The organism is Labilibacter marinus, from assembly GCF_001659685.2.
Classification (GTDB): domain Bacteria; phylum Bacteroidota; class Bacteroidia; order Bacteroidales; family Marinilabiliaceae; genus Saccharicrinis; species Saccharicrinis marinus.
On the sequence record NZ_LXYE02000034.1, the window covers coordinates 204113 to 217409 of the forward strand.

Consider the following 13297-nt stretch of genomic DNA (forward strand, 5'->3'; position numbering starts at 1 on the left):
AAAGAATGAACTCAGTAAACCTCTTTCACGATACGATGGCAGCCATGAATTCAAGGATGGATGTGGTTTTATGGAGCAAGTGCCCAAATGCTCCACTAAAATCAGTTTTTGAAGCAATGGATAAGAAAGTGAAAGAGGTTGAGTTGATTTATAGCAAGTTCAATAAAAATGCTGAAGTATTTAAGCTGAATAAAAAAGCATGTGAGCATCCGGTTAAAGTAAGTTTAGAATTATTCAATACCATTGAAAAATGTGTAGAGTTTTATAAGCAAACCCAAGGATATTTTAATATTGCTTACAAAGCAAGTTCTATTTCAGGAATGAGTATAGAAGAGCAGTTGGTTCTGAATAAAGAAGAGCGAACTATTACTTATACCAACAAAGATGTAGAAATAGACTTTGGTGGATTGGGTAAAGGGATTGCTTTGGCTCATGTGGCAGAGCTTTTAAAGGAGGCCAGTCAGGAGAATGCTTTTGTAAGCTTTGGAGGCAGTTCGATTATTACCAGAGGTCGTCATCCTTATGGAGATTTTTGGCCATTGGCTTTGGAGGATGAAAAAAATACAAGTTTAACATTGAATGATGATGCCGTTTCAGTAAGTGGTTTTCATCAAAAAGATGAGAAGGCTAAAGCGCATATTGTTGACCCTTACAAGGGGAAATTAAAGCATCAATATAGGTTGGTTGAAATACAGACTAAGTGCCCCATAGAGGCAGAAGTGCTGTCAACCGCTTTGTCTATTGCTTCGGATGATATAGGTCAGGAGATTATAAAAATATTTAATCCAGAAATTTGTATTCGAATACCTAGCTAATAGATAGTGATGGGTAGTTCGAATTTTTGCATTTAATTATATGGGAGAAAATAGGAGGGAGTTTTTAAAAAAGATGGCCATTGCAGGTGCAGGAATGGCGGCCATGTCAAGTCCTTTGTTTCATAGTGTATCGGCGGCAGGAAATGGTAAAGCCATACGTTTGGGTATAATAGGAACGGGCGGACGTGGAAGATACTTGCAAGAACATCTTTATCGAATAAAAGACGAAGGAAGTAAGGAGTTTGAAATTGTTGCCTTGTGCGACAATTATAAACCTAGTTTAGATATTTCGTTGGAACTTGCGGCTAAATATAAAAATGCACCCAAAGGTTTTAGTGACTATAAAAAACTAATGAAAGATGGAGGCGTAGATGCAGTTATTGTTGCTACTCCTTTATTTCAGCATGCGCATATTACAATTGATTGCTTAAATGCAGGTATTCATGTTTTATGCGAAAAGTCAATGGCACGTACTTTGGATGATACCAAAGCGATGTATGATGCACATATCAATTCAGGAAGTATTCTTTTAATTGGCCATCAGCGTTTATTTAGCGATAAATATAATGATGCGATAGAACGTATCCGTCAAGGCGAGTTGGGTATTATTGGACAAATGCATGCACATTGGCACAGAGGAAATGACTGGCGCCGTGCAGTGCCTGCAGCAAAACCACATTTGGAAAGACAAATTAACTGGAGGTTGTATAAAGAATACTCGGCAGGTTTGTTAACTGAGTTGATGTCGCACCAATTGCAGGTGGCTAACTGGGCTAAGCAAGATATTCCAGTATCCGTAATGGGAACTGGAAGCATTAGGTATTGGAAAGATGGTAGAGAAGTGCCAGATAATATTGCGGCTATCTTTGAGTATGCTGATGGAACACAATTTACCTATGATTCGCAAACTATCAATAAAAGATACGGTTGCGAGGAAGAAATTATTGGCGATAAAGGAACGTTTGAGTTGGAAACCAACAGGTATTATAATGTGATTCCACCCAAACCTAAACCTGCTCCAGGAATTGCTCAATTAATAGGAGATATTCAAAAGGGTATTTTTGAAGAGGCACCAATTGGAGGACCAAGTTGGGCTCCTGAAACTCAGAAAAGGCAAAAAGCAGAGCCTATATATGTAGGTCAAAAAGGAGATGGAACAAAAGAGGAACTTATCAATTTTGTTCGCTTTGTTAAGCAAGGTAAATATCCTGAATGGCTTGTGAAAGAGGGGTATTATGCAAGTATTTGGACTTTGCTAACAGAACAAGCAATTGATTCGGGTGCGAAAATAAGTATGCCAGAAAAATTCAGAATTTAAAAGAATTAATAAAATAAAAGCTTTTGTTATGCAAGATATCATATTAAAAGGGACTTCTGTAAAAAGGGAGATAATCACTTTTTTAATCTCATTTATAGTAGCTTTTGGTATTAACCTATATGCGATAATTGAGTATAAAACACCTTGGGCTGAATTAATTACTTCACTTGGGTTTGTAGCTATTTTAGCAGTTTGTTTTTACTTAATTGTTGCCATAGTCAGGCTAATTACTATTTGGATTAAAATGGGAGTGAAATCTTTTAAGTAAGATTTAATTTATAAATACTAAAGAAAAAGGCGGCCTTGGCTGCCTTTTTTAGTTGGTAATAGTGTCATCATCGTCATAATCTTCTAAAATAATGGTATTACCTATAACAGGTTCATGTTCGAAGGTATTTTGCAATGGACTTTTTCTTTTCCAAATTACTTTATAGAAGTAGATAGGAGTGAAGAAGACTCCTAATAGAAATAGTTTCAGACCAGCACTACTGTAACGGTCATATTTAAAATAGAAATATATACAATAGAACCATAGAATTGCAAATAAGAGTCCAATTATTTGAATTAATAGTAATAAGCTAGTAGCAGAGAAGTTTGGGTGTTTTATTGTCATGAATGCAATTGGAAAAGCAATGATTAATCCAAAGTATAAAAGTGTACAATAGAAACATATTTTCAGAAACTTAAATAGGGTTGAGTTTATTTCAGGGATCTTAATTTGTTCAGTTTCGCTGTCCATGTCTATACTTTCTATATGAGATTGCAATATAAAAGTTAGTATTTAAAATAGTAGTTCCAAAACAACTTTATTTTGATGTACAATATTTGCTTTTCATAATGAGGGTGATATTGATTTGTAACCGTTATAAGTACCGTTAAAGTTGTGTTAAGCTTATCTGTAAAGCAAAAATATACTTCATTTGTATGTAGTTATAATGATTTGAATATTTAACTTGAATAATTAAAGACTAGGAACGAGTAGTGTGTTCTATCTTTATTTAGAAAAATAAAAATTTACATGAAAAACTTAAAATCTACACTTGTAATTCTACTCGCTGTTTTATGCAATGTTGCGTACGCGCAGGAGATAAAGCCTCAGGAAGTAAAACAGCATATGAAACGTGTTGCCGATTGGCAAATTGAACATTTTAATGAATGCTATAGTGGAAGGAAGAACCCACATCATATAGCAGCTTGGACCAATGGTGCTTTATATGTAGGAATGGTAAAATGGGCTGCCATGGCCAATGATGACACCTACAACGATTGGTTAATGAATATTTGTAAAGAACAGGATTGGAAACTTCACCATCGTCAATATCATGCAGATGACCATACAATAGGCCAGCTTTACTGTGATTTATACAGAATACACAAGGATGAAAAAATGATTGAGCCGACTATCAAACAGTTCAACTTTATTATGTATCACCCGTCTCAAAGTAAATTAGATTGGAAAACACCATATCATCAGGATCGTTGGAATTGGTGCGATGCTTTGTTTATGTCCCCACCAGTTTGGGCTAAACTTTATAACATTACAGGAGAAAAGAAGTACCTTGATTTTATGGTAAATGAATTCAAGGCTACTACCGATTTCTTGTTTGATAAAAAGGAAAACCTTTATTATCGCGACCAAAGTTTTATGGGTAAGTTAGATAATGGTACTAAGATATTTTGGTCAAGAGGAAATGGTTGGGTATTTGCTGGTTTGGCTAACATCTTATCTGAGTTAGAACCTAAAACAAAGGAATACAAATACTTTTTAGGTATTTATAAAAAGATGGCTAAAAAGCTGATTGAGATTCAAACGCCAGAAGGACATTGGGCTATGAGTTTGTTAGGGCAAAAATATTATCCAACTCCAGAAACAAGTGGTTCTTCATTTTATACTTTTGGTTTAGCATGGGGAATTAATCAAGGAATTTTGGATAAAGAGACTTACGAGCCAGCTGTTAATAAAGGATGGAATGCCATGGTGAGTCACATTACGAAAGATGGAATGTTAGGATATGTACAGCCAATTGGTGCTGCCCCAGGAAAAGCATGGCCAGATAAAACAGAAGTATATGGTTCTGGTGCATTTTTAGCTGCAGGAAGCGAAGTGTATAAATTGTATAAGTAGAAAAAAAGTAAGTGGGATAAAGGGTGTAAGGTGCGAGTTATAACAACACTTTACACCTTTTTACCTTTATTTCTTTTCACCACTCCTTGATCTTTCCATTTACCGCTGAGGTAATAAATTAGAGAGCCCAGCATACCAGCAGTCCAACCAGCAGGTATAGCCCACCAAATGCCATTTACGCCAAAGTGTTTTGAAAAAACAACGGCTAAGGGAATCCTGATAATCCAAAGCGACATGAGTGTAATAAACATGGGTATTAAGGTTGCTCCAGCGCCACGCATTACGCCGTGTATAACAAACATGGTGGAGAAAATCAGGTAAAATGCACTAACTATCTTTAAATAATTAGTTCCGTGCTCAACTACTTCAGGGTTATCTGAAAATAAATACATGAGTTGCTCGCCAAAAAAGTAGGCGGATAACAATACGACTAAACTAATACTCCAAGCCATGAATAGGGTTGCACGCAGACCTTTTTTAATACGATCTATTTTATTAGCACCTAGGTTTTGACCTACAAAAGCAGATAAAGCTGAGCCTAAGTTCAACGCAGGTAAGGCTGCTAATGAATCTATTTGACCCGCCACGGTATAGGCTGCTAATACGGAGGAGTCAAAATTATTAACAATGCGAATTAGTGCCATTAATCCCAAGGCTACAAAGGTCTGCTGAAACCCAGTTGGTAAACCAATACGCAAACTCTGTTTAAACAATTGCCAATCGAATACCCATTGTTTTAGTTTAAACGATATGATATGTTGTTTCTTTTCTAAGTACCATATGGCTCGTCCAAAAGCGGCAAACTGTGATATTACCGTGGCAAGGGCAGCTGCTTTAATTCCCCATCCGAATACAACCACAAACAGAATATCTAAAATGATATTTAAAACTGTAGAAAAAATAAGGAAACGTAACGGTGTTTTGGAATCGCCTAAACCACGCAGAATAGATGAGGTTCCGTTGAAACCAAAGAAGGCCACCATTCCAGTCATATATACTGTAAAATATTCAATAGACTGCGGTAGTACATCTCCACCAACATTCAGCAGTTCAAAGATATCCCTGCTAAAATAAATGCCAATAAACATGATAACCAAACTGGCAAAAAACATGAAGGTATAAATGGTGGTTATGGTGCGTTTCACCTTTTCCATATCCTTAGCACCAAAATACTGCGAAATAACAATGGTAGCACCACTTCCAATACCAATCATAAAGGAGATGAGCATATAAAAAATAGGAAAGGATGCACCTACTGCAGCTAAGGCAGTGTCATCGATAAAACGCCCCACAATAATCCTGTCAACAACGCTATATAGCTGCTGAAACAAGTTACCGAGTACCATGGGTATCGCAAACTTAAAAATTAGTTTTGCTTCGTTTCCTACTGTTAGGTCTTTCATTCAATAATTTCCACGACTGGTCAAGTAAACTAAAGCAAAAGCAATAGTTGAGCAAAAAGTTCACTTCATTTTTGAGAAGCTACAAAGCAACATAAATAATAAGGATTAATCAAGCGAATAGCCGTATCTACAGTTAAAAAAATAAAACTGTTTTAGTTAAATTTAAAGGAAGGTAGGATGTAAGAAAATAAACCTGTGTTTTTTCTAAAAGCACTAGATTGCACTAAAAGTGATGTAGTAATTTGCTAGAAAATTCCAACCTGTAGTTAGCATGATAGCGATGAATTTAGCCATATAAAAATTCATCTTTTTTTCAAGTAACGATAAGAATAAGTTGTTTATGGCTAGGCCAATAAGAGAAATGATAAAGAAGCTACTATACTCGGTTAAAATATCTTCATTTTGACTTTGAAAGGTGAACCATCTATTTAAATAGTAATTAGAACTTGCTGCCGCAATAAACCCAATAGAGTTTGCCACGAATCGATTAACTTTTAGTTTTTCTTTAAGAAGAAAGGTTAAACCAAAATCGACAGCCAAACCAGAAAAACCTACTATGATGAATTTTATAAGCTTAAGTAGCATTTTAAGATTCTCTTTTTTTTGAGGAAGCAATATAACAAAAAACGCTCCGAAATAACTCGGAGCGTTTTAAAATTTATGATAAATTTCTTTCTACATGAATACAAATTTCATGGCAAATAGAATAGCCAAAATAATGGTTACAATAGAAAGATCTTTGTATTTACCTGTAAATAATTTAAGTACCACATATGCTAACATTCCAAATACAATACCTTCTGCAATAGAAAATGTCAAAGGCATCATAATTAAAGTAAAGAATGCAGGAATAGATTCTGTGTAGTCATCCAAATCAAGTTTTTGAATCGGAGACATCATCATAACACCTACTAATACTAAAGCAGGTGCTGTTGCAGCTGCAGGAATCATTAAGAATAATGGCGATAAAAATAAAGCCAAAATAAATAGTATTGCAGTTGTTAAAGAAGTTAATCCTGTTCTACCTCCTTCGGCAACACCTGCTGCTGACTCTACGTAAGTGGTTACCGTTGATGTACCTAATGCAGCACCGATAGTTGTACCAACAGAATCGGCCATTAGGGCTTGTTTTACGTTAGGAATACGTCCGTCTTCGTTTAACATGTTGGCTTTGGTAGAAACTCCAATTAGCGTTCCTACAGTATCAAACATATCAACAAATAAGAAAGTAAACAATACGGTAATCATGGTAAATATGCCTTCACCAGTTTTAACCCATTCCCAGTCAAATTTCCAAGCAATTGAAGAAATAGAAGGAACAGAGAAATCAAAGCTGGGAAGTTGAGTAATGCCTACTGGGATTCCAACCACTGTTGTTACAATCATACCAATTAATAGTGCACCTCTAACTTTTAAGGCTAATAAAATACCAGTAAGTGAAATGCCAAATAACGCAAGTAGCACACCAGCTGACTTCATATCACCAAGGTGTACAAATGTAGCGTCGTTGGCTACAATAATACCTGAATTTTTCATTCCGATAAAGGCAATAAATAAACCAATACCTACCGAAATAGCATTTTTAATGCTATTTGGAATTGCATTAATAACAACCTCTCGAATATTAAAGATCGTCATCAAAATAAATAAGATACCTTCAAGGAATACAGCTGTTAAAGCAAACTGCCACGACATTCCCATTCCTATACAAACACCAAAGGCAAAAAAGGCATTTAATCCCATTCCTGGAGCTAATGCAAAAGGGAGTTTAGCCCATAAGGCCATCACTAAAGTACCCACCGCAGCTGATAATGCTGTGGCAGTAAAAATTGCACCTTTATCCATTCCTGTTGCAGAAAGAATATCAGGATTAACAGCCAAAATATAGGCCATTGTCATAAACGTAGTAATACCCGCAATTACCTCGGTACGTACGTTTGTTTTATTTTTAGATAATTGAAAAAACTTCTCTAGCATAATTTATATAATTAGAAAGTCCATTTAGCACCTAAGGTTGGGTTTACCATACTTCCTTTGTTACCACCGAAATTGCTACTGATCTCTACTTCACCACCAACAGAAAAAGTTTTATTGATATTATACCAAAGCTGTGGCTCTGTTAAAAATACAAAATCAGTTGTCTCATTCATGAAAATATTTTCTTCTTTCCAGAAATCTGCAAAACCCATAAAAGATAGTTTTCTATCAAAGAAGTGTAATCCCCAGACTCCTGTTATTTGAAAACCAGCATCTTTGTCTCTAATGGTTTTGTAGTTGGCTTGTAGAGTAAACACTTTCGAGAAGTCTTGATTGTTCCATGTGTATTGAGCACCTATTAACCATGCATCGTTAATAGCAAAGGATGCATCAGCAAAATAGCTATCATCGGCAAATCTAAAAAAACCACCATTGTATTCAACTCTTGGCTCCAGCTTTTGAGTTTCATTCCATTTAAAACTACGCGCAATTTCCCAGTAAGAAAGATTAATTCCATCAACCCCACTTCCTTCACTTCCGTAATCCATATCAGCAAAGAAGAATGTGCTACCGTATTTGTCAGGCTTAAACATTTCAAGAGTGGTAGTAACCATTTTTCGTTCTTTACCAAAATCGTAATGTACTTGTAAGTTCTGTGCTTTAGCAATAGAAGCAAAAGCAACAATAAAAGCAATAAATAATACTTTTTTCATGTGTAATAAAAGTTTTTCTAAACAGTAACTTGTCTTTGCAGCAAGGGGATTGGTTTTATGCCTTTAAGCTGAGTTACATGTAGATAAGTGTAATAAATTGAGTATTGAAAATGCAAAAATAAATTAAAATCATCTACTTCAAAAATATATGCAACAAATTACCTAATTAAGAAAGAGTATAATTAAATAATTAACATTAATGGAGTTAAGGAAGGGGAAACAAAATTTGGTTTTCATATATACAAAGAGCTTTTATTCTGTAAGTTTTACAGAAAGTAATTTTTTGGTTTAAATTTTGTGAGGCATTGCGCGTTAAATAGAAAAAACTAGAGCTTGCTCTCGAAACAATTTTTTTATCTTTGCCCACGATGAGTAAAAAATGGATATACTTAGTATTATTAGTGCTTATTTCTGCCAATGCTATGGCACAAAGAGGTCTTGGACCCGAGCAGGAAGGTGGCGAAAGCGAACCAACAACAACTGCTGTTCATCCTAAGGATAGGTTGAGATCTTGGAAACTGGAGGATGACTTTACGTTCGCGGATTCACTTGCGATTGATACGATTACTTCTGGATTTCAACAATATAACCCTATTTTTAAGGAAAGTTTTTCGGCTATACATCTGGGTAATAGTGGTGCCGCTTATCACTCTAACTTATTATCCGCTAAAAAAACATTTAACGAATTTATTTTCATCAATTCTCTGCATACTTATTTTATTAAGCCTGCAGATATTACTTTTTATAACAGTAGAGTACCTTATACTAACCTTAGTTATTATTATACGGCTCCTAAAAGACGCTCAGAAGAAAATGTTTCTGCTTTTTTTACACAAAATATTACTCCTAATTGGAATTTTGGCTTAAAATACCACTTGTTATCATCTATTGGGGCTTACGAAGGGCAGACAGCAGATAATAGGAACTTTAACTTTTTTATGAGTTATAATGGACCTAAGTATTCTATACATGGTGTGTTCGCCTATAATAAGATAACACATCAGCAAAGTGGTGGTATTTATAAGGATAGTACCATATTTATTACGAACCCAGGAGATCAATATGGTAATGCGGAGGATGTTCCCGTAAAATATTCAGATGCCGTAAATACAGTTGAGAATTATAATTTCTTTTTTACACAATCTTTAGGTATTGGTAAAATAAAGTTAGCACCTAAACACAATGTTATTCCTGATAGCTCTACTGTTTCAGATTCTACTTTAATAGGTAGGGAAGAATTAATTTTTGAAGAAGAGGAGGTCGAGCTGCCTGTAAGTACTATATTTCATACTTTTGATTTAAGTACATATAAACGTAAGTATGAAATTCCTAATTTATCAACCTACATGAGTGATGATGATGAACCAGAGCTACCTTTGTATGGAACTAATTATATAAACCCTATCACTACAGAGGACAGTATTAGGTATACTAATATTATAAATACTTTCCAGATAAAGTTTAATGAGGAAGCCAACTCTATATTTAAGTTTGGTGTTAGGGCCTATATAACCAATGAAATAAAACATTATAAATTTCAATCGGATACATTAATAACACCCAATGAAGATGAGGATGAGGATGATTTAATATCTTTTGTTAGAAGTGATACAACTTTGGTAAGTACGCATATTGGAGGTCAGATTTTTAAGAATATAGGAGATAACTTTTGGTGGAATGTAGGGGCGAAATTATACGTGCAAGGATATAAAGCTGGAGATATTCAAGTTGATGGAAATATAAATACGCTATATAAGGTTTTTAAAGATACGGCGGGTATATATGCCAGAGGAAAGATTGATTTAAGAACCGCTGAGTTTCTGGAGGAAAATTATTTCTCTAACCATTTTCAGTGGAGTAAAAACTTTAAACAAGAAAAGATCATCAATATTGAGGGAGGTGTAAATATTCCAAGTAGAAGCATGAAGCTTTCGTTCGAGTCTAAATCTTTTACCGATTATATATATTGGGATTATGATGCATTACCTGCGCAATCCACAGATTTAATTAGTGCATTTCAGATTTCGTTATATAAGAATTTTAAGGTGGGAGCTTTTCATAGTGATAATAAGTTGGCTTATCAGGTTACCTCAGATAAAGAATTGTATCCATTGCCCGACTTTGCAGGATTATCATCTAATTATTTTAATTTTTATTTGGCAAAAAGAGTGTTGAATGTACAAATTGGTATGGATGTAAAATACCATACAGAGTATTATACACCTGCTTACATGCCAGCTACAGGTCAGTTTTATTTACAAGATAAGCAGCTAGTGGGTAATTATCCATTTATGGATGCTTTTATGAACCTTCAATTAAAGCGTGCGCGTATTTTCCTTAAGTTCGATCATTTTAATAAGAGCTTTATGGATAATAATTACTTTTTAACATTGGGTTATCCTAATGCTCCAATGCGTTTTCAATTCGGCCTTTCATGGAATTTCTATGATTAACCAAAAGGTATAAAAATTGTCACTCGTCAAATCATGTTTGTGGCAGTTAATAATTCATTTATCTTTGTTGCTTCAAAGTAAAGTGTTGTGTATGAGATTAATTGTTAAGTTTGGTTTGTTGGTAGCATGCGTAATGGTATCGTGTACTACAAAAACATCAAAAACAGAGCAAGAGGAAGTAAAGCAGGAAATAACTTTTGATTTAGAAGAAATTCAACAGCGTGGTAAACTTAAAGTTATCACCGACTATAATTCCACTAACTATTTTATTTATAAAGGTCGCCCTATGGGTTATCAGCTGGAATTACTGGAGGAACTGTGTAATAACTTGAATATTAAATTAGAGGTTATTGTAAGTAATGATGTGGATGAAAATATTGCCGATCTTCAGTCGGGAAGGATTGATTTAATAGCACAGAATCTTACGGTTACCCGAGAACGAAGCAAGATCATTCAGTTTACAGAACCGCATACTTTCTCACGTCAAGTATTAGTTCAGCGTAAGCATGAAAATAAGAAAGATAAGCGAGATAAGGAACGTTTTAATGAGCTGATTCGTAATCAGCTAGATTTAGCGGGAAAAACTATATATGTACAAAAAGGTTCTTCGTATGTAACGCGCTTGCGTCATTTATCAGATGAAATTGGGGATAGCATTAATGTGGTAGAAATACCCGATTATGAAGCTGAGCAATTAATAGATTTAGTTGCAGAAGGCGAGATTGAATTTACGATATGTGATGAAAATTTAGCCAAGGTAAATTTAAATTATTACGATAATATAGATATAGAAACGGCGATTAGTTTTCCACAGAAAATAGCCTGGGGGTTAAGAAAGACTTCACCAGACTTATTACATGTTATAAATAATTGGTTAGTTCGTTTTCGTAAAACAACCAAGTACCGTTTGATTTATAAAAAATACTTCGAGAATAGAAGATCAACGCATATTGTTGATGCTGGCTTTAATTCATTAAAAGGAGGTTTAGTTTCTAAATTTGATGAGATCATTAAAAAGGAAAGTGAAACCATTGATTGGGACTGGAGATTAGTGGCCGCTTTAATTTATCAGGAATCCCGTTTTTTACCAGAGGTGAAAAGTTGGGCAGGAGCGCAAGGGCTAATGCAGTTGATGCCAGAAACGGCTCAAACATTTGGTGTAAGTGATGTAACTTCTCCAGAGCAGAATATTAGGGGTGGCATTAAATTTATTAAGTGGTTAGATTCTAGATTAACACTGAGGATTGATGATCCTGAAGAGCGTTTGAAATTTATACTGGCCTCATATAATGTTGGTTTAGGGCATGTGTTAGACGCTATGCGACTTGCCGAGAAGAATGGTAAGAATCCTAAGATATGGGAAGATAACGTAGATTATTACCTACTAAATAAGTCGCAACCGGTTTATTTTAACGATCCAGTTGTGCAATTTGGTTATTGCCGAGGGGCAGAACCTTACGCTTACGTTATAGAGATACTTGATCGTTATGAGCATTACAAGAATCTAATGGATTAGAATCGAGTAAGGTGTTGATGATTTCTTTTAGCTCACTAATGATCATGGCTGTGGCACCCCATATTTGATGATTATCAACATTAAAATAAGGCGCTTTAATGTTGTGTCCATTAATTGTTCTAATAAAGATATCTAAGGCTTTAGGAGATATTAAATCATTTAATGGAGCTTCTATAATCTTTTCTACTTCGTAACTGTCTGGTATAAATGTAGGCAGTTCTTTAGTATAGGCAATATACGGGGTTACATTAAAATTACTGTTGGGAATATAGGTTGGCGTTAAACTTCCCAGAATTTGTAGGTTTTCTGAGGTCACGCCTATTTCTTCATGCGTTTCTCGCAAAGCAGTTTCCAATAAATTTTTGTCCTGAGGTTCTACTTTTCCGCCAGGTAAACTAATTTGTCCGCTATGCGCTCCGTTGTATTTGGGGCGCTGAGTAAAAGGAATGTGCAACTGATTATCCTTCATATACAATAATATCAATACGCTACTTTCCCGAATTTCATCACGATTAGGAATAATTTTACCTGTAAAGCGAACATTAGGCGACATTTTATTTTGTGCCTTTTTACCTGGTAATTCTCCTTCGAGTAATTCTTTTAGCTGATTGATAAAATGGTCGTGCATATATACATTGTTTGATTCTATCATTAAGATAGTAAAAAAATGAAATATTAAGAATAGTAGGGTGAAAGTTTTAATAGAATCGAATAATTCAGTTGGGGTAGGAGCAAAAAAAAATGCTGAACGTTTCCAGCATTTTTTCTCATTGTCTTGTCTTTAATTTAAACCTTTTGTATAAATACGTTATATGTAATATAAAAAGCGTGCCATAAATTGTAAGTGATTTGTGCTTCTGTTTTGTGTGGGTTGTAGGTTGCAGATAATGAATGGTTTATAGTGTAATAAAAAATACAGAGTTGTTGTTGTTAGCGCATTTTGTTATTTTTTGTAATTGCCCATTATCGTACAGCTG

11 protein-coding genes are annotated in these 13297 nt (G+C 34.8%); 6 read left to right on the plus strand and 5 right to left on the minus strand.

Features of this window, described 5'->3' with window-relative positions; translation table 11 throughout:
- Positions 1 to 5: 5 nt before the first annotated feature.
- The 4 genes from A8L32_RS14385 to A8L32_RS14405 all read left to right on the plus strand — a co-directional run bounded on the left by A8L32_RS14385 (position 6) and on the right by A8L32_RS14405 (position 4258).
- Positions 6 to 815 (plus strand): FAD:protein FMN transferase, encoded by an 810-nt coding sequence (locus A8L32_RS14385; RefSeq protein WP_066631521.1) that lies wholly within the window; start codon positions 6 to 8, stop codon positions 813 to 815.
- A 40-nt stretch (positions 816 to 855) separates the two neighbouring features.
- Positions 856 to 2133 carry a Gfo/Idh/MocA family protein gene (locus tag A8L32_RS14390; RefSeq protein ID WP_066631523.1) on the plus strand — a complete coding sequence of 426 codons (1278 nt, stop codon included), beginning with the start codon at positions 856 to 858 and terminating at the stop codon, positions 2131 to 2133.
- 28 nt (positions 2134 to 2161) lie between these two features.
- On the plus strand, positions 2162 to 2401 hold the full coding sequence (locus A8L32_RS14395) for a hypothetical protein (RefSeq protein WP_066631525.1): 240 nt from the start codon (positions 2162 to 2164) through the stop codon (positions 2399 to 2401).
- A gap of 750 nt (positions 2402 to 3151) precedes the next feature.
- A complete protein-coding gene (locus tag A8L32_RS14405) occupies positions 3152 to 4258 on the plus strand; it encodes a glycoside hydrolase family 88/105 protein (protein WP_066631529.1) in 1107 nt (368 codons plus the stop codon).
- A gap of 50 nt (positions 4259 to 4308) precedes the next feature.
- On the opposite strand, the gene A8L32_RS14410 is transcribed toward A8L32_RS14405, so the two are convergent.
- From A8L32_RS14410 to A8L32_RS14425, 4 genes are all read right to left on the minus strand, one after another.
- Entirely contained in the window at positions 4309 to 5661 is a 1353-nt protein-coding gene (locus A8L32_RS14410; RefSeq protein ID WP_066631531.1) for an MATE family efflux transporter, read from the minus strand.
- Between the two features lie 213 nt (positions 5662 to 5874).
- On the minus strand, positions 5875 to 6246 hold the full coding sequence (locus A8L32_RS14415; protein ID WP_066631586.1) for a GtrA family protein: 372 nt from the start codon (positions 6244 to 6246) through the stop codon (positions 5875 to 5877).
- A 90-nt stretch (positions 6247 to 6336) separates the two neighbouring features.
- On the minus strand, positions 6337 to 7638 hold the full coding sequence (locus A8L32_RS14420) for an NCS2 family permease (protein WP_066631533.1): 1302 nt from the start codon (positions 7636 to 7638) through the stop codon (positions 6337 to 6339).
- Positions 7639 to 7649: 11 nt separating this feature from the next.
- Positions 7650 to 8351 (minus strand): DUF5020 family protein, encoded by a 702-nt coding sequence (locus A8L32_RS14425; protein ID WP_066631535.1) that lies wholly within the window; start codon positions 8349 to 8351, stop codon positions 7650 to 7652.
- A 368-nt stretch (positions 8352 to 8719) separates the two neighbouring features.
- Here A8L32_RS14425 and A8L32_RS14430 point away from each other — a divergent pair, with 368 nt between their 5' ends.
- Together A8L32_RS14430 and A8L32_RS14435 are read left to right on the plus strand one after the other, a co-directional pair.
- The gene (locus tag A8L32_RS14430; RefSeq protein WP_066631537.1) at positions 8720 to 10804 is read left to right on the plus strand and encodes a putative porin; all 2085 of its coding nucleotides are present in this window, start codon (positions 8720 to 8722) and stop codon (positions 10802 to 10804) included.
- A 91-nt stretch (positions 10805 to 10895) separates the two neighbouring features.
- Entirely contained in the window at positions 10896 to 12320 is a 1425-nt protein-coding gene (locus A8L32_RS14435; protein ID WP_066631539.1) for an MltF family protein, read from the plus strand.
- Here A8L32_RS14435 and A8L32_RS14440 read toward each other — a convergent pair.
- Positions 12271 to 12972, minus strand: coding sequence for an NUDIX hydrolase (locus A8L32_RS14440; RefSeq protein ID WP_066631541.1), 702 nt, complete (start codon positions 12970 to 12972; stop codon positions 12271 to 12273). The two genes, A8L32_RS14435 and A8L32_RS14440, sit on opposite strands and share 50 nt — an antisense overlap.
- Positions 12973 to 13297: the final 325 nt, after the last annotated feature.